Genomic DNA, 16,675 nt, shown 5'->3' with positions numbered 1-16,675 from the left:
GGGTGTGCCACCCGCAGGTTGAGATGATATTATTCAGCAGGCACGGCAAGTGGCGGCTCCGATTGCGGGACAGAAGACAGGCTGGTTGCACCGAACTTGTCCGCGGCAAAGAGCCCGGCTGCAACGAGAGCATAAGCGAGAGAGACGCCGGGCGTCACCCCCAATCCACCGCCGATGCCGATCGCCTCGCCGTGCATGAAGCCGAAATAGGTCAGGACCGCACCCGCCAGAGCGAAGGCCGATGCGTTGACGAATTTGCGCTCGATGACGAAGACCGTGATGGCGCCGAGCACCAGGCCGACCAGGATCGAGCCGCCGCCCATGACTTCGAGGCCATGGAACAGCACGCCGTTCTGCCCCATCTTGGCGATGAACTCGGGCGAGTGGATAGCCCCGAAGTTCATGCCGGCGGCGCCGAGGGCACCCGACAAGAGCACCGTAGCCCAGGCTGCAAGATGCGGCGTCAGCGCGAGCGCAATGGCGGGAGCGTGTTCACGCGGCGTGGTCTCGAAGGCCTGCGCGCATATCAGCATGCCGATATAGAGAAGGATCGGTGAGATCGCGACCACAGGGATGACGGCCAGCATCAGCGAGATGACGCCGAACCATGACAATACGATCACCATGAGGCCGGTCGCTGCCGAGTAACCGATCCGGCCGCCCATCGCCTTCCAGCCGGGATGGCCGATATAGACTGCGTTGATGAAGGGGTTGCCCATCAGGCAGCCGATCAGTGAGACAACGCCGTCAGCGGTCAGCACGCGGGTGGTCGGATATTTGTCGCCAGCTGCTTCTGCCGACTCGACGTTGTCCATCGCTTCGACCAGATCGTAGATGCCATAGGGAATGGCGGTGACCAGGATGATGCCGAGGAACTGGAAGCCCGAGAACACGTGATCAAATGCCGGGAGTGGCACCGAGAAGCCGAAGTTGGTGAAGGCTGCCTTGACGCCGTCAACGCTGACACCGCCGATACCGACTCCAAAGAGATTGGAGCCCCAGGCGATCACCATGCCGACGCCGATTGCGACGAGACCGGCCGGAATCCCCTTGGGATATTTATAACCGCCGAACCAGCTCAGCATGATGATGGCGAAACATGTGAGGCCGATCACTGGCGTCATGAACATTTCCAGTGCCGGACGCATCGCGATGAAGGCGATGGACACGCCGGCCAGCGTACCGAGCAGTGCGGCGCGCGGCGTCACCTTGCGGATCCAGGGCGCGACGTAGCCGCCGATCATCAGGATGAAGCTCTGGAAGAACACCCAGACGAGGCCGGCTTCCCAGCCCTTGATGGGATCGCTCGTGGTGATCGAGATCGGCAGCATGATCACGAAGGTGACGATGAACATATGCGGCACGCTGATGCCCGAGGGCAGCGCGCAGACGTCGCTGCGGCCGGTCTTCTGCGCCAGTTTGTAGGCAAGCCAGGCGTAGTACATCGTGGACATGCACATCATCAGGCCCATGGCGGGCAGGATGCGGCCGAACACGATGTTGTCGGGCATCTTCAGCACGAAGCGCAGCAGGCCCGTGAGTACCAGCATGTTGACGAGAATATTGGTGCCGAAGCCGAAGAATGCATTCCAGTCGCCCGGCGTCCATAGGACAGGTTTGAACTCAGCTTTGCCGGCAGAATCTTTAGCAAACGTCCCTGCGGTCGTGCTCATCGTGATGCTCCTGCTGCAAGTTTGTTGGAAGTCTCCAGGGTGTTTTCGGAAAGTGTAGTTTCGGAACGGGTGATGGCGTCGAGAATGGCGCTGGAGTCGGCGACCCAGCCGAAAATGCCGCCCTGGGCCTTGATCATCTTCAGGCCCATCTCGTGGAATTCGGGAAAGTAGGATGCGCAGCCGTCCGATATGACGATGCAGCGATAGCCGCGGTCGTTGGCTTCACGCACGGTGGTGTTGACGCAGACTTCGGTAGTGACGCCGCAGACCAGCAGCGTGTCGATGTCGCGCGCCTTGAGATCGGCACCGAGCGTCGTGGCGTAGAATGCGCCCTTGCCGGGCTTGTCGATGACGATCTCGCCTTCGACGGGATAGAGCGTGGGAATGATGTCGTGGCCGGCTTCGCCGCGGATCAGAATGCGTCCCATCGGTCCGGGATCGCCGATCCGCAGGCTCGGCGCGCCGCGCGCGATTTTGGCAGGCGGCGCGTCGGACAGGTCAGGCAGGTGTCCCTCGCGGGTGTGCACCACCATCATCCCCGTTTCGCGCGCGGCTTTCAGCACCGCGGCGATGGGCGCGACGGCGCGGGCAAGTTGCGACACGTCGTTGCCGAGCGTCTCACCGAAGCCGCCCGGCTCCATGAAGTCGCGCTGCATGTCGATGATGATGAGCGCCGTCGTGCCCCAATAGACCGCGATCGGGCCGGGCTCGGCGAGGACAGCAGTTGTATGCAGTGAGTCCGCCATTGCCGTTTACTCCCCGAGGCATGGATGTCTCGGAAGTTAACGAAGCAAGCAGCGTGCCATTGTGTACAACAAGGGAAATTAGAGAATGATGGAAATTATATCCATATAAATCAGATGGTTATTTCGAAATAGCTTTGCAGACTAAATGTCGTTCGCAGATTTTGGTCTGGTTGATTGCTTATTTTGTAGACCAGGCTGATAGATCGGCAGCGATCGCGCGCCATTGCAGCCCCTGGGGACTCGCAATGACGCGACCTGCATGCCCTCAGTCCCAGCCGTCGCCCTTGATGCCCGGATTCGCGTAAACGATGCCGCCATCCACCGCGATGGTTGCGCCGACCACATAATCGCCGGCGCGCGAGGCGAGATAGATAGCGGTGCCTGCCATGTCTTCGTCGGTGCCGATACGGCCGGCGGGCACGCGGGTTGCCACCTCATCGGCATTGTCGCGCGCGGCCTTGTTCATGTCCGACTGGAAGGGGCCAGGCGCGATCGCCGTCACGACCACATGGTCCTTGATCAGTTTGACGGCCATGCGGCGCGTCAGGTGGATCAGGCCGGATTTGCTGGCGGCATAGGAATAGGTCTCCATCGGATTGACGAAGATGCCGTCGATGGAAGCGATATTGATGACCTTGGCGGGCCTATCTGCGCTGGCTGCTGCGCGCAGCGGCCCGGCCAGCGCCTTGGTCAGAAAGAAAGGCGTTTTGACGTTGAGCGTCATCACCTTGTCCCAGCCGCTCTCCGGAAATTCGTCGAAGTCCGCGCCCCAGGCCGCGCCGGCATTGTTGACGAGAATGTCGAGCTTCGGTTCGCGCTTTTTGATTTCGGCAGCCAGCATCTCGATGCCGGTCATCGTCGAAATGTCGATCGGCAGCGCGATACATTCACCGGGATACTGCGCGGAGAGTTCTTTCGCGGTCGCTTCGCACGGCCCAGCCTTGCGTGCGGTGATGTAGACCTTGGCTGCGCCCTGGTTGAGAAATCCCGCCGCGATCATCTTGCCGATGCCGCGCGAACCGCCGGTCACCAGTGCAATGCGTCCATCGAGCGAAAACAGATTGTTGAACATGACGCCTCCCGTTTTTTGTCGTTGGATCGATTGTGTGCGGCGGCGGGCGGGGCGAGTCAATGAACGTCGCCGCAGTTGAGCTATATCAAGGCTAAAACCAGCGGTTGGGGTAACTTTCTCGTATTGGTTGGTTCAGTAGCAAATCTCAATCCAACGAGGAGCGCCATGAAAGCTCATCAAATTATGACCCGCGAGGTCGTTACCGTGTCGTCCGATGCCGCGATCAGCGAGGCCGCGAGGCTGATGATCGACCATCACGTCAGCGGATTGCCGGTGGTGGATGCCGCCGGCAGACTGGTCGGCATTGTCACCGAGCGCGATTTTCTCCGCCGCCAGGAGGTTGGAACGCAACGCAGACGCCCGCGATGGCTGGAATTCGTGCGTGGCCCCAGTCTGCAGGCCGCCGATTATGTCCGCGAAGCCGGCCGTAAGGTGCATGAGATCATGACGCGTGATGTGCGCACGGTCACCCCGGACATGGAGCTGTCGGATATCGTTGAGGTGATGGAGAAATATCACGTCAAACGTGTCCCGGTGCTGCAGGGCGGGGCGCTCGTGGGCATCGTCAGCAGGCAGAATTTCGTCGAGGCGATTGCCGATGTAACGCGCGATGTGTCCGATGTCGGGTCGAGTGATGCGTTGATCCGCCGCCGCGTCATCGCTGTGCTCAGGCATAACGAATGGACGCCGTTCGGTCTCAATGTGCGCGTGAAGGATGGCGTTGTGGAGATCAACGGCTTCATCACGGACGAGAATGTTCGCCGGGCTATTGTCGTGGCTGCTGAAAACGTGGCTGGCGTAATCCGGGTCAACGAGCGTCTGTGCTGGGTCGATCCGATGTCGGGCGTGTACTTTCCGCCGGATACCGATTTACCGCAAAAGCCGGTCTGATCCGGTGGGGCGCGGGGCTGCTGTTCGCCTGCAGCGCATGGCCAGACTAGCCGACGCCGCCGCGCTGAAAGCCGTTCCACATCGCGGTGGCCGCGCCGGAGGTCAGCACCGGAAGATAGCGGGTGTCCTGATAGTTGCCGTTCAGCGAAACCCGCGGTAGCGCCGTGAGCTGCGAGGAATTCTCCGAGGCGATCACGCCGGGGCGCGTCGTCACGGCTGTTTCGAAGCCGGCGCTTTTCGCCAGTGCGAATTCCCGTGTGCCCGCGGCGCAGCGGTCGCCATAGGGATAGGCGAGATGCACGGCCGGGCGCTGCAGAACGTTTTCGATATCGGTGCGGCTGGCTGACAGCTCATGCACGACCATTGCTTCGGTCTGTTTGGCGAGATTGCAGTGGCTTACGGTATGCGCGCCGATGGTCACCAGCGGATCGGCGGCGAAAGGTTTGAGTTCGTCCCAGGACATGCACAGTTCGCTGCTGATGACGTCTTCGTCGATGCCGTTCGCGACGCAGAGCGCGTTGACCTCGCGACGGATATTCGCTTCTTCCGGTAATCCGCGCAGCCATTCATGCAGACGGTCGAACGCCATGTCCTTGCCGGCGAGAGTCGATGTGTCCATGCGCACCATCTGTCCGTCGATCGGGGCCTCGATCACATTGGCCTTGGCAACGACGCGCTCCAGCGCCACCCACCATACCCGACCTGTGCCGGAGGCGAAGTCGCTGGTGACATAGACCGTGAAGGGAGCGTCGAAATCCCGCATCGCGGGCAATGCATGGTCGCGGTTGTCGCGATAGCCGTCGTCGCAGGTGAAACAGGCGAAGCGGCGCGAGACATCATGTTCCGTCAGTCGCCGTCGCACTTCATCGGGCGTCACGATATCGACGTCGGTTGCGCGAAGATAAGCGAGGGTTGCGCGCAGGAAATCGGGTGTGATCTCAAGGTGGCGGTTGGGCTGGAACAGGCCGGCATGCGCGGGGCGCACATGATGCAGCATGAAAATGGTGCCCACGCCGCCGAAGATAGGTCGCAGCACGCGGTGGGCGCCGCTGAAATACAGCGCATCCAGGCCGGCACGAATAATCGTGTTGCGAATCTGCTTCATCGTATGACCGAGCAATTGATGCTACCCACGGAAATGATCAGAAACGATTGAACAAAGCGTTATTCGAATACCCGCGGCGACGCCAGAGGTTTGCCTTGATTTCAGTTTGACAGTCCCGCAAGGGTTTGTTTTCTCTCTGTTTCCAGACCCGCAGGACGTCGAATGCACGGATTTTACAGGTGGAGTGCCAAATGGTGGCCGGGGCTCATCCCGCTTGCCATCCTCTGGGTGGTCGCTGCCTGGGTTAGCACGATTCCGCTTGAAACGGATTTAACGGCGCGCAGTACCGCAGCGCTGAAAAACACGATCCTCGACAAGAGTCAGATCACGGTTGCCGGCCGTGACGTCACCTTTTCCGCGGAAGCCTTCTCCGAAGAGGGCCGTCGCAGCGCAGTCTCGTCGGTCGAGGCATCACCGGGCGTCCGCCTGGTCAATGACGAAACCCGTCTCGTCGCCGAGGCCAAGCCGTTTGTCTGGGTCGCGGAGCGCGACAATGTCCGCGTCACGCTGTGGGGAACCGCGCCACTACCGGCCAGCAAGGCGCGAATCGTGGAAGCGGCCCGCGCCGCACTCAGCGGAACCGAGGTCTCTGACCGCATGGGTCTGAAGCGCGGTGCGCCGCCGCGGTTTGATGCCGCAGCCGTGTTGTTGCTTGATCAGGTCGCCAAGCTGAAGGAAGGCAAGGCGGTCATTTCGGATGCGAATGTCAGCCTCTCCGGTATGGCGCGCGATCTCGGCGGCCGCGAAGCCATTGCGGCGGCGCTGAAGAATCTGCCGGAAGGCTTCACGGTCGCAGCCAACGACATCAAGGCACCCGCCTATGTATTCCAGGCCAACAAGGATCCCGTGACGAACACGCTGACGCTGAGCGGCTATGTCCCGGACAATAACATCCACGCCGCGCTTGCGTCGGCTGCCGGACGCAAGTTCGGCAATGAGAAGATCGTCGACAATCTGAAGGCCAGCATCGGCGCACCAGGCGGTTTTGCCGCGGCGGTGACGACGGCGCTGGGAGCGCTCTCACGCCTGTCGACCGGCACGCTGGTGGTGTCCGATCGTGAGGTGAAACTGTCGGGGGACGCGCTCTACGAAGTCGCCGCCGACCAAATCCGCGCAAGTCTGGCGCGAGAACTTCCGCAGGGCTGGCAGGCCAAAGCCGAAGTATCGGTGAAGCCCGCCGCGGCCCCGGTCGATGCCAGCGTGTGCCAGCAGCTCTTCGCGCAAAATCTGACCAAGGGCCGCATCCGGTTCGAGACGTCCAGCGCCAGCATCAATGTGGATTCCGCGGGCTTGCTCGATCGCCTCGTGGAAATCGCTATGCGCTGCCCCAATGTCCGGGTTGAGATCGCCGGTCACACCGATGGCGATGGCGACGCGGCGTTCAACCAGTCGCTGTCGGAAAAGCGCGCGCTCGCCGTCGAAGAATATCTCGTGAAGGCAGGCCTGCCGGCGGACCGTTTCTCCACCATCGGCTACGGCAGCACGCAGCCAATCGCCACCAACGATACCGACGAAGGCAAGCTGCAGAACCGTCGGATCGAATTCGTCGTGAGGCAAGCGCCATGACCTATCTTGCGATGTTTCATTGGGGTTGGCTGCTCGGGGCGTTCCTGATCGGTTTCTGCATGGGCTGGATCGCTGTGGTCTATCGCGGCCGCTCGGTGTCGCGGGCATGGATCCAGCGCCTCTCGGTGATCGTGGCTGTCATCATCGGAATCGCCATCGCCAAAGTAGTGCCCGGCCGCTTCGGCTACTGGCTCGATCTCGGCCTCGCGCTGTTCGGCTTCTATCTCGTCGGCTGCGCCATCGGATCGTGGCTGCGCGACATCGTGGTGGTCAGGCAGCAGGCCCGCGCGACGTGAGGTCTGTGGTGCATGCCGCTGCCGTCTTTTTTATCAACGTCTCGCCGCCAAATCGGCGGCGGAGGGTCACGAAAGCTTCATTGTGACGTGAGACGCGTCAGGACGTTGGCATTTTGCCGCAGCGAATGCGCCCGAGAGGCTGGTGGTTTGTTAGGACTGGCCTAATATACTGATGTGACTTGTTTTTATTCACAGCCGGCGAATTCCACTTTGCCGAAAAACGCGCTACGACGGTTGTGCCGGAGACAACGTGATGTGGCGGTTCCGCCAAGGTTAGTCAGGTTTCCCTGGTCCAGATCTCCCTGGTCAACGGATCGCATTCGAGGTTGAGATGCTGGAAGCAATACGCAGAGCGATTTCGTTTCTGCGCGAGAAGCAAATCCTGCACAAGCTCGGTGTCTTGATCAGCGTCGCGGTAATCGGCGTCGCCTGCTACATGCTGTATCACAAGCTGCGCAACATCGACGCCGCTGCCGTTTTCCAGGCGATGACCGAGACCGAGCCGCGGCTGATCATGCTGTCGGCACTGTCGGTCGCCGCCGGCTATTTCACGCTGACATTCTATGACTGGTTCGCGGTGCGCACGATCGGCCGTCGCGACGTGCCTTACCGGATCAATGCGCTGGCGGCCTTCACCAGTTATTCGATCGGCCACAATGTCGGCGCCAGTGTCTTCACCGGCGGCGCGGTACGCTACCGGATCTATTCGGCCTGGGACCTCAGTGCGGTCGATGTCGCCAAGATTGTGTTTCTGGCTGGCCTGACCTTCTGGCTCGGCAATCTCGCGGTGCTCGGCTTGGGCATCGCCTATCACCCGGAGGCCGCCAGCGCGATCAACCAGGTGCCGCCATGGATGAACCGCATCCTGGCTTATGTCATCCTTGCCGGTCTCGTCGGCTATGTGGTCTGGGTCTGGATGAAGCCACGCTGTGTCGGCCGCGGCCCTTGGTCGGTGGTGCTGCCAGGCGGCCCGCTGACCTTGCTGCAGATCGCCATCGGCATCATCGATCTCAGCTTCTGCGCGCTGGCGATGTATATGCTGGTGCCCGCCGAGCCCGATGTCGGCTTCGTCGTGGTCGCCGTGGTGTTCGTCTCGGCCACTTTGCTGGGTTTCGCCAGCCATTCGCCGGGAGGGCTTGGGGTGTTCGACGCCGCAATGCTGATCGGCCTCGAAATGATGGATCAGGAAAAGCTGCTGGCCGGTATGCTACTGTTCAGAGTGCTATATTACCTTGCTCCGTTCTTTATATCAGTCATGTTACTGACGCTTCGCGAGCTTATTGTCGGCTCGCGATCGAAAAAGCTGCAGGCGGTCGCGGCAGACGCCAAGCCTGGCGTCGGCCATCCGCTGAAAGAGCACGGCCGCTCCGGCGCCTGACACACGTTCGGATTCGCAGCAGGAAGAGATCCGGTTCAGATGGCCATTGAAGCTTCTCCATCGACCATGTTCTCGCCGTGGCCGGACCGGCTGCGGCATTCGGCGATCATCCTGCTGGCCGCTGGCCTGGCGCTGGCTGCACTGGTGCTTTTCGATGAATTGTCGCCGCTGCGCGCCGGCATCGTGTTCGCCTGCATCGCCGGCGCGGCGCTGGTGCCGTGGCGGCTGCACGACGTGGTGACTGCACGCGACGAGGCTCTGGCCGCCAATCCTGTCGAGGCGCCCGCCGTGCGCGCCATCATCGCCGGCATTCCCGATCCCGCCGTCCTGCTCGATCGCGCCGGCCGCGTTATCCATCTCAATGTCGCTGCTGCGCAGCTCGCGCCAGCATTGCGCAAGAACGAACTGGCTCAATTCGCGCTGCGCTCGCCGGAGATCATCACCGCCTTGCGCGAGTCTATCGCCACCACCGAGCCGCGTCGCGCCACCTATCTCGATCACGTTCCGGTCGATCGCTGGATGGAATTGATGATCACGCCGGTGCCGGTCCCGACGGCGTTCGGCGGCACTGACACATGCATGCTGATGACCTTCCACGACCAGACGCCACTGCGCCGCGTCGAGGAAATGCGTGCCGATTTCGTCGCTAATGCCAGCCACGAGCTGCGCACGCCGCTGGCGGCGCTGTCGGGCTTCATCGATACGCTGCAGGGGCCAGCCAAGGACGACGCCAAGGCGCGGGAGCGCTTTCTCGGCATCATGCATGCGCAGGCGACCCGCATGGCGCGACTGATCGACGATCTTCTGTCGCTGTCGCGCGTCGAACTGTCGGCGCATGTGCGGCCGGATACGCTGGTGGATATTCTCCCCATCATCCGCCAGGTCGGCGACGGGCTGGAGCCGCTGGCCAATGAGCGCAACGTCCGGATCGAAATGGCGCTGCCGGAGACGCCGGTGTCCATCGCCGGCGATCGCGAGGAATTGCTTCGGCTGTTCGAGAACCTGATCGAGAACGCACTGAAATACGGCGCGTCCGGCGGCAAGGTGGACGTATCGTTGACCACGGAGTCGACTGCGGAAGGCGTACCGGAAATCCGCGTCGCCGTGCGGGACTATGGCCCGGGCATCGCTCCAGAGCATTTGCCGCGCCTGACCGAACGTTTCTACCGGGTCGACGTCGGCGATAGCCGCGCACAGGGCGGCACGGGCCTCGGCCTCTCGCTGGTGAAGCACATCCTGAACCGGCACCGCGGCCGACTGCTGATCGAAAGCGTGCCGAAGAACGGTGCGACCTTCACCGCCGCCTTTCCGCAGGTAAAGACGCCGCCGGTGCCTCCCGCCTCCGCCGCGTCCTGACGCCTCAAGCTCCCTTCATCCTGCACGCCCCGCTACGGACCGCCCTCGGGCGGCCTCGTATGGCTGCGCCCAGACAGTCAAAAAGCCCCGGCGCGTGGTGCGGCATTGCGTCCGATCAACCTCGATTCCGTGCCCGCAACTGTCATACGCGCGCATGTTCGCGGGGCCGGATTCCGCCTGCTGAAACATATTGTTAACCCCTGTGACGGTCGACCTTGACGGCCTGGCATGACCCTTATGGCGCGGCATTTTTGATGTCATTTACACGGTAAGATTACCCGCAAAGCCAAAAAATCCAAGCATTTACAAAAGCTTGATGCCGTCATCCAAGTGTCACGTAACTATCATAAAAGCACAATCGACCGTCCCTAAACGAGCGGCGTGAGCACCAACCTGGCGCATTCGGCGTCATCGCTCACCAGATGGAGACAACCATGAAATTCCTGAAAACGATCGTCGTTGCTGGCCTGGTGGCCGCTTCGACCTCGGCATTTGCCGCCGACATCACGGGCGCTGGCGCGACCTTCCCGTTCCCGGTCTATTCGAAGTGGGCCGACGCCTACAAGAAAGAGACCGGCAATGGTCTCAACTACCAGTCGATCGGTTCGGGCGCTGGCATCAAGCAGATCCAGGCCAAGACCGTGACCTTCGGCGCCACCGACGCGCCGCTCAAGGCTGAGCAGCTCGAGAAAGACGGCCTGGTTCAGTGGCCGATGGTGATGGGCGCGATCGTTCCCGTCGTGAATCTCGAAGGCATTGCCTCGGGCGAATTGGTTCTCTCCGGCGAAGTGCTCGGCGACATCTATCTCGGCAAGGTCACCAAGTGGGACGACGCTGCCATCGCCAAGCTGAACCCGAAGCTGAAGCTGCCGTCGGCTGCCATCACCGTCGTTCGTCGTTCGGACGGTTCGGGCACCACCTTCAACTTCACCGACTATTTGTCGAAGGCTTCGGCTGACTGGAAGACCAAGGTCGGCACCGGTACCGCCGTCGAGTGGCCGGTTGGCGTTGGCGCCAAGGGCAACGAAGGCGTTGCTGGCAACGTCGGCCAGACCAAGAATGCCATCGGTTATGTTGAGTATGCTTACGCCAAGCAGAACAAGCTGACCTATACCGGCATGGTCAACAAGGCTGGCAAGACCGTGCAGCCGACCGTTGCGGCTTTCCAGGCCGCTGCGTCGAACGCCGATTGGGCCAAGGCTCCTGGCTACTACGTCATCCTGACCGACCAGCCGGGCGAAGCTTCCTGGCCGATCACTGCCGCGACCTTCATCCTGATGCACAAGACCCCGGTCGATAAAGCTGCATCGACTGAAGCCGTGAAGTTCTTCAAGTGGTCGTTCGAAAAGGGCGCCAAGATGGCTGAGGAGCTCGACTACATTCCGATGCCGGAACCCGTCGTCAAGCTGATCGAAAAGACCTGGTCGGCTGACATCAAGAGCTGATCCGGTACGGGCGGAGGGGAAGGGCATTTCTCCTCCGCCTATTTTCTACAGAGCTGATTTTCTCTTCGCTATTCTGACTTCGCGCCCTGACAGGCCCGTCCAGGGCAATGCGTTTTGGGTATCGTAACAATATAGGGGACTGGCGTGGCAGACATGGCCGTACAGAGCTCACCGATGGACGCCGCTGGACCTTATGACCGCGCCAAGGCGTTGAACGCCTTCAAGGCTGGAGATCAGGCGTTCTATTGGATCACGCGCATTTCCGCGCTGTCCGTTCTGTTCATTCTCGGCGGCATCATCCTGTCGCTCATTGCCGGCGCTTGGCCGGCGCTCCACGAATTCGGCTTCTCGTTCCTGACCACGCAGCGCTGGGCCCCGTCGGCTGATCCGCCGGTCCTTGGTGCGCTGGGCCCGATCTACGGCACCCTGATCACGTCGGTGATCGCCATGGCGATCGCCATTCCGGTCGGCCTCGGCATCGCGATCTTCCTCACCGAACTGTGCCCGCAATGGCTGCGTCGTCCGATCGGCATGGCGATCGAACTGCTCGCCGGCATTCCCTCGATCATCTATGGCATGTGGGGCTTCTTCGTGCTCGGCCCGTTCTTGGCCAACCACTTCCAGCCATTTCTGATCTCGACCTTCGAAGGCGTGCCTGTGCTCGGCACCATCTTCGCCGGTCCGCCGTCCTATCTCTCGCTGTTCAACGCCGCGCTGATCCTCGCCATCATGGTACTGCCCTTCATCACCTCGATCTCGGTCGACGTATTCAAGACGGTGCCACCGGTGCTCAAGGAAGCGGCCTACGGCGTCGGCTGCACCACCTGGGAAGTCGTTCGCAATGTCGTCATCCCCTACACCCGCGTTGGTATGATCGGCGGCATCATGCTGGCGCTCGGCCGCGCGCTCGGTGAGACGATGGCGGTGACCTTCATTATAGGCAACTCGTTCCGCATCACCGGTTCGCTGTTCGGTCCAGGCACCACGATCTCGGCGGCGATCGCCTCCGAATTCGCGGAGAGCGACGGGTTGCATCAGTCCGGCCTCATCCTGCTCGGCCTGCTGCTGTTCGTGCTCACCTTCATGGTGCTTTCGGCTGCGCGTCTGATGCTGATGCGGCTTGAAAAGAAGGCGGGGAACTAGGTCATGAATCCGATTTACGCATCCCGCCGCCGCAACGACACGATTGTCCGCGGTCTCTGCATGGGTGCCGCCCTGTTCGGCGTCACCTGGCTCGCGCTGATCCTGTTCACGCTGTTCTACAACGGTCTCGCCGGCATCAGCCTGCAGATATTCACCCAGAACACGCCGCCGCCCGGCTCCATGGAAGGCGGCCTGCTCAATGCCATCGTCGGTTCGGTCATCATGACTGTGATTGGCGTTGGCATCGGTGCACCGCTCGGTCTGTTTGCCGGCACCTATCTCGCTGAATACGGCAAGCACGACAAACTCACTTCGGTGATCCGCTTCATTAACGACGTGTTGCTGTCGGCCCCGTCCATCATCATCGGCCTGTTCGTCTATGGCGCGGTGGTGGTTCCGATGGGGGGCTTCTCGGCTCTCGCCGGTTCGCTTGCGCTCGCCGTGATCGTGATCCCCGTCGTGGTTCGCACCACCGAAGACATGCTTGGTCTCGTGCCCAATCCGCTGCGTGAAGCCGCCTCGGCGCTCGGCCTGCCGCGTTCCCTGGTGATCAAGCGGATCGCCTATCGTGCAGCCCGTGCAGGTCTCATCACCGGCGTGCTGCTGGCGACGGCGCGTGTTGCCGGTGAAACGGCGCCGCTGCTGTTCACCGCGCTGAGCAACCAGTTCTTCAGCCTCGACCTCACCAAGACGATGGCCAACCTGCCGGTGACCATCAACAACTTCGTGCAAAGCCCCTACGAGTACTGGAAGCAGCTCGCCTGGAGCGGTGCCCTCATCATCACCTTGACCGTACTTGCCCTTAACATTGGCGCACGCATTCTCGGCGCCGAGAGGACAGCAAAATGAGTGAGCTTTCTGTGTCGTCTGGCATTCCCTCCGTCTCGATGCCGCCACCGTCGGCCCTGCAGGGCGAGACCCGTCCGAAGGTCACTGTGCGCGACCTGAACTTCTACTATGGCGAACATCACGCTCTGAAGAAGATCAACCTGACGCTGATGGCGAACCGCGTGACCGCATTCATCGGCCCGTCGGGCTGCGGCAAGTCCACGCTGCTGCGCATCTTCAATCGCATGTATGACCTGTATCCCGGCCAGCGCGCCGAAGGTCAGCTCATGCTCGACAACCAGAACATTCTGGATCCGAAGCTGGATCTCAACCTGCTGCGCGCCCGCGTCGGCATGGTGTTCCAGAAACCGACTCCGTTCCCGATGACGATCTACGAAAACATCGCCTTCGGCATCCGTCTCTATGAAAAGATCTCCAAGTCGGAGATGGACATTCGCGTCGAGAAGGCACTTCGTGGCGGTGCGCTCTGGAACGAAGTCAAGGACAAGCTCAACGCGTCGGGCCTCAGCCTGTCGGGCGGTCAGCAGCAACGCCTGTGCATCGCGCGCACCATCGCGGTTCGGCCGGAAGTAATCCTGTTCGACGAGCCCTGCTCGGCGCTGGATCCGATCTCGACCGCGAAGATCGAGGAGCTGATCGACGAGTTGAAGGATCAGTACACGATCGCGATCGTGACCCATAACATGCAGCAGGCTGCTCGTGTCTCCGACAGCACGGCCTTCATGTATCTCGGCGAGTTGATCGAGTTCGATCAGACCAACAAGATATTCACGTCGCCGACCGACCGCCGCACCCAGGATTACATCACCGGCCGCTTCGGCTGACGCGACATAATTCGCGAGAGGATTGAGAAATGGCTTTTGAACACACCACCAAGGCTTTCGACGACGATCTGCAGGAGCTGACCCGTCTCGTCGCCGAGATGGGTGGCCTCGCGGAACGGCAGATCGTCGAATCCGTCGATGCGCTGGTCCGTCGGGATGTCGCACTCGGTGCACGCGTTGTTGCCACCGACGCCGAGATCGACCAGTTGCAGCGCACGATCGAAGAGCGTGCCGTGCTGACCATCGCCAAGCGTCAGCCCATGGCTGTCGACCTGCGCGAGATCGTTGGCGCGCTGCGCGTCGCCACGGATCTGGAGCGTATCGGCGATCTCTCCAAGAATATCGGCAAGCGCGTCAATGCGCTCGACAGCGACTTCCATCCGCTGAAGCTGATCCGCGGCCTCGAGCACATGACCGATCTGGTGACCACCCAGGTCAAGGCTGTACTCGACGCCTATGCCGCGCATGATCTGCCGGCCGCCATGACGGTGTGGAAGGGCGATGAGGAAATCGACGCCATCTGCACCTCCCTGTTCCGCGAACTCCTCACCTATATGATGGAAGATCCGCGCAACATCTCGTTCTGTATCCACCTGATGTTCTGCGCCAAGAACATCGAGCGGATCGGTGACCACGCCACCAATATCGCGGAAACCGTGTTCTACATGATCGAGGGTCAGCAGATGCTCGACAAGCGCCCTAAAGGCGACATGACCACATTCGCAAATACGCCGACGGCCTGAGCCGATTGGTCGCTACGGAAGGTAGTTGATAGATATGGCAATGAACGCGCGCATTTTAGTGGTTGAAGACGAGGAAGCACTCACGACGCTCCTCCGCTACAACCTCGATGCCGAGGGCTACGACGTTGAAACCGTAGCTCGTGGCGACGATGCCGACACCCGCTTGAAGGAGCGGGTGCCGGATCTCGTGGTGCTCGACTGGATGCTGCCGGGCCTGTCCGGCATCGAACTGTGCCGCCGCTTGCGTGCACGGCCCGAAACCAAGGCGCTGCCGATCATCATGCTGACGGCGCGTGGCGAAGAGAGCGAGCGTGTTCGCGGTCTCGCCACCGGCGCTGACGACTACATCGTCAAGCCGTTTTCGGTGCCGGAACTTCTGGCGCGCGTGAAGGGTCTGCTGCGGCGAGCCGCGCCGGAGCGTCTGGCTACGGTTCTCGCTTTCGGCGATATCGAACTTGACCGCGACAAGCGCCGCGTCGTGCGGTCCAGCCGTCCAATCGACCTCGGTCCGACCGAATATCGCCTGCTGGAGTTCTTCCTGGAACATCCGGGCCGCGTATTCAGCCGCGAGCAGTTGCTCGACAGCGTCTGGGGCCGTGACATCTATATCGACGAGCGTACCGTCGACGTGCATATCGGCCGTCTGCGCAAACTGCTCAATCCCGCTGGCGAGCCCGATCCGATCCGCACGGTGCGCGGCGCCGGCTACGCGCTGGATGACCGCTTCGACAAGGCGGCGGAGTGAGTATCTTCCTTCTCCCCGCAAGCGAGGCGAGGTCAGAAGCCTCAAATAAAAAATGCCCGGCTCATCACCGGGCATTTTGATTTGGTTCAGATGCTTTCCAGCTTAGCGCGTCGGCTTCGGCACCGCGCGGCGGCGGTCGCTGGCCGGCTGATAGGCGATGCGTGAGTGGTGCGCGCAATAGGGCGCGCCAGCCAGTGCCTTGCCGCCGCAGAAGTAGAATTCGGGGCTCGACGGATCGCCGATCGGCCAATGGCATGTGGCTTCGTTGAGTTCAACCAGCGACAGGCGCTGGCTAATCGGCACGACGTTGTCATAGGCGATCGGGTCGGGCTCGGCCTCGATCTCATAATTGTGGGCCAATGCCGTGTTGCCGCGCGCCATCGGGCGGGCGACACGCACCATCTGCTGCGCCGGGCGCGCCTTGCGCTGCCGCGGAGCTGCCGAGGAGGGGCTCTTGGCGCGGCCGGACAGGCCGAGACGGTGAACCTTACCGATGACGGCGTTGCGGGTCACGTTACCGAGTTCCGCAGCGATCTGGCTGGCGGAAAGGCCGCCTTCCCAGAGTTTCTTCAATTGTTCGACGCGATCGTCGGTCCATGTCATTACCGTCATCGCCATTTTCCCTTCGTGAGCGCCGGCCTGACCAGGCGGCGCTGCGAGTTGAGACTTCAAAAATCCCTTGCGGTCAGAATCCCTTAGCGCTCACCGGGCGCGAATTTCGCGTCCGGCTGTTACGCCGCACTGGATGTGTCAAAAGGATCTACGCCGCACGAGATGTCGTATCCGACAGGCGAAAAACTACAATATGACGTGACTCACGCGCAAGAGTCGGGCATGCCGCGT

Annotated in this window: 16 protein-coding genes; 11 read left to right on the top strand and 5 right to left on the bottom strand. The window is 61.5% G+C overall.

Annotated elements, in window-relative coordinates:
* Positions 1 to 29: 29 nt before the first annotated feature.
* From CIW50_RS00400 to CIW50_RS00390, 3 genes are all read right to left on the bottom strand, one after another.
* The gene (locus tag CIW50_RS00400; RefSeq protein WP_149529341.1) at positions 30 to 1,673 is read right to left on the bottom strand and encodes a regulator; all 1,644 of its coding nucleotides are present in this window, start codon (positions 1,671 to 1,673) and stop codon (positions 30 to 32) included.
* Entirely contained in the window at positions 1,670 to 2,419 is a 750-nt protein-coding gene (locus tag CIW50_RS00395) for a cysteine hydrolase family protein (protein WP_149529340.1), read from the bottom strand. Before CIW50_RS00395 ends, CIW50_RS00400 begins: the two co-directional genes overlap by 4 nt.
* Positions 2,420 to 2,684: 265 nt before the next feature.
* Positions 2,685 to 3,491 carry an SDR family oxidoreductase gene (locus CIW50_RS00390; protein ID WP_149529339.1) on the bottom strand — a complete coding sequence of 269 codons (807 nt, stop codon included), beginning with the start codon at positions 3,489 to 3,491 and terminating at the stop codon, positions 2,685 to 2,687.
* A gap of 165 nt (positions 3,492 to 3,656) precedes the next feature.
* Between CIW50_RS00390 and CIW50_RS00385 the strand changes: the two genes are divergently transcribed.
* Positions 3,657 to 4,382 carry a CBS domain-containing protein gene (locus CIW50_RS00385; protein ID WP_149529338.1) on the top strand — a complete coding sequence of 242 codons (726 nt, stop codon included), beginning with the start codon at positions 3,657 to 3,659 and terminating at the stop codon, positions 4,380 to 4,382.
* A gap of 46 nt (positions 4,383 to 4,428) precedes the next feature.
* Here CIW50_RS00385 and CIW50_RS00380 read toward each other — a convergent pair whose 3' ends face one another.
* Positions 4,429 to 5,487, bottom strand: a complete 1,059-nt coding sequence (locus CIW50_RS00380; protein ID WP_149529337.1) for a polysaccharide deacetylase family protein — start codon at positions 5,485 to 5,487, stop codon at positions 4,429 to 4,431.
* Positions 5,488 to 5,649: 162 nt separating this feature from the next.
* Between CIW50_RS00380 and CIW50_RS00375 the strand changes: the two genes are divergently transcribed.
* The 10 genes from CIW50_RS00375 to phoB all read left to right on the top strand — a co-directional run bounded on the left by CIW50_RS00375 (position 5,650) and on the right by phoB (position 15,832).
* On the top strand, positions 5,650 to 7,053 hold the full coding sequence (locus tag CIW50_RS00375) for an OmpA family protein (RefSeq protein ID WP_149529336.1): 1,404 nt from the start codon (positions 5,650 to 5,652) through the stop codon (positions 7,051 to 7,053).
* Positions 7,050 to 7,349 carry a hypothetical protein gene (locus CIW50_RS00370; RefSeq protein WP_149529335.1) on the top strand — a complete coding sequence of 100 codons (300 nt, stop codon included), beginning with the start codon at positions 7,050 to 7,052 and terminating at the stop codon, positions 7,347 to 7,349. The genes CIW50_RS00375 and CIW50_RS00370 overlap by 4 nt, the downstream gene beginning before the upstream one ends.
* Positions 7,350 to 7,680: 331 nt before the next feature.
* Positions 7,681 to 8,727 carry a lysylphosphatidylglycerol synthase domain-containing protein gene (locus CIW50_RS00365; RefSeq protein WP_149529334.1) on the top strand — a complete coding sequence of 349 codons (1,047 nt, stop codon included), beginning with the start codon at positions 7,681 to 7,683 and terminating at the stop codon, positions 8,725 to 8,727.
* A 39-nt stretch (positions 8,728 to 8,766) separates the two neighbouring features.
* Entirely contained in the window at positions 8,767 to 10,083 is a 1,317-nt protein-coding gene (locus tag CIW50_RS00360; protein ID WP_149529333.1) for an ATP-binding protein, read from the top strand.
* Between the two features lie 434 nt (positions 10,084 to 10,517).
* On the top strand, positions 10,518 to 11,528 hold the full coding sequence (pstS, locus tag CIW50_RS00355) for a phosphate ABC transporter substrate-binding protein PstS (RefSeq protein ID WP_149529332.1): 1,011 nt from the start codon (positions 10,518 to 10,520) through the stop codon (positions 11,526 to 11,528).
* Between the two features lie 144 nt (positions 11,529 to 11,672).
* Positions 11,673 to 12,671, top strand: coding sequence for a phosphate ABC transporter permease subunit PstC (gene pstC / locus CIW50_RS00350; protein WP_149529331.1), 999 nt, complete (start codon positions 11,673 to 11,675; stop codon positions 12,669 to 12,671).
* 3 nt (positions 12,672 to 12,674) lie between these two features.
* On the top strand, positions 12,675 to 13,520 hold the full coding sequence (pstA, locus tag CIW50_RS00345) for a phosphate ABC transporter permease PstA (RefSeq protein ID WP_149529330.1): 846 nt from the start codon (positions 12,675 to 12,677) through the stop codon (positions 13,518 to 13,520).
* Positions 13,517 to 14,344, top strand: a complete 828-nt coding sequence (gene pstB / locus CIW50_RS00340; protein WP_149529329.1) for a phosphate ABC transporter ATP-binding protein PstB — start codon at positions 13,517 to 13,519, stop codon at positions 14,342 to 14,344. The genes pstA and pstB overlap by 4 nt, the downstream gene beginning before the upstream one ends.
* Positions 14,345 to 14,373: 29 nt before the next feature.
* Entirely contained in the window at positions 14,374 to 15,087 is a 714-nt protein-coding gene (phoU, locus tag CIW50_RS00335) for a phosphate signaling complex protein PhoU (protein WP_149529328.1), read from the top strand.
* A 40-nt stretch (positions 15,088 to 15,127) separates the two neighbouring features.
* On the top strand, positions 15,128 to 15,832 hold the full coding sequence (phoB, locus tag CIW50_RS00330; RefSeq protein ID WP_068737970.1) for a phosphate regulon transcriptional regulator PhoB: 705 nt from the start codon (positions 15,128 to 15,130) through the stop codon (positions 15,830 to 15,832).
* A gap of 102 nt (positions 15,833 to 15,934) precedes the next feature.
* On the opposite strand, the gene CIW50_RS00325 is transcribed toward phoB, so the two are convergent.
* Positions 15,935 to 16,444, bottom strand: a complete 510-nt coding sequence (locus CIW50_RS00325; RefSeq protein WP_149529327.1) for a GcrA family cell cycle regulator — start codon at positions 16,442 to 16,444, stop codon at positions 15,935 to 15,937.
* Positions 16,445 to 16,675: the final 231 nt, after the last annotated feature.

It is taken from the genome of Tardiphaga sp. P9-11, assembly GCF_008329525.1.
GTDB lineage: Bacteria > Pseudomonadota > Alphaproteobacteria > Rhizobiales > Xanthobacteraceae > Tardiphaga.
This window is presented reverse-complemented; position numbering and strand designations above follow the sequence as displayed.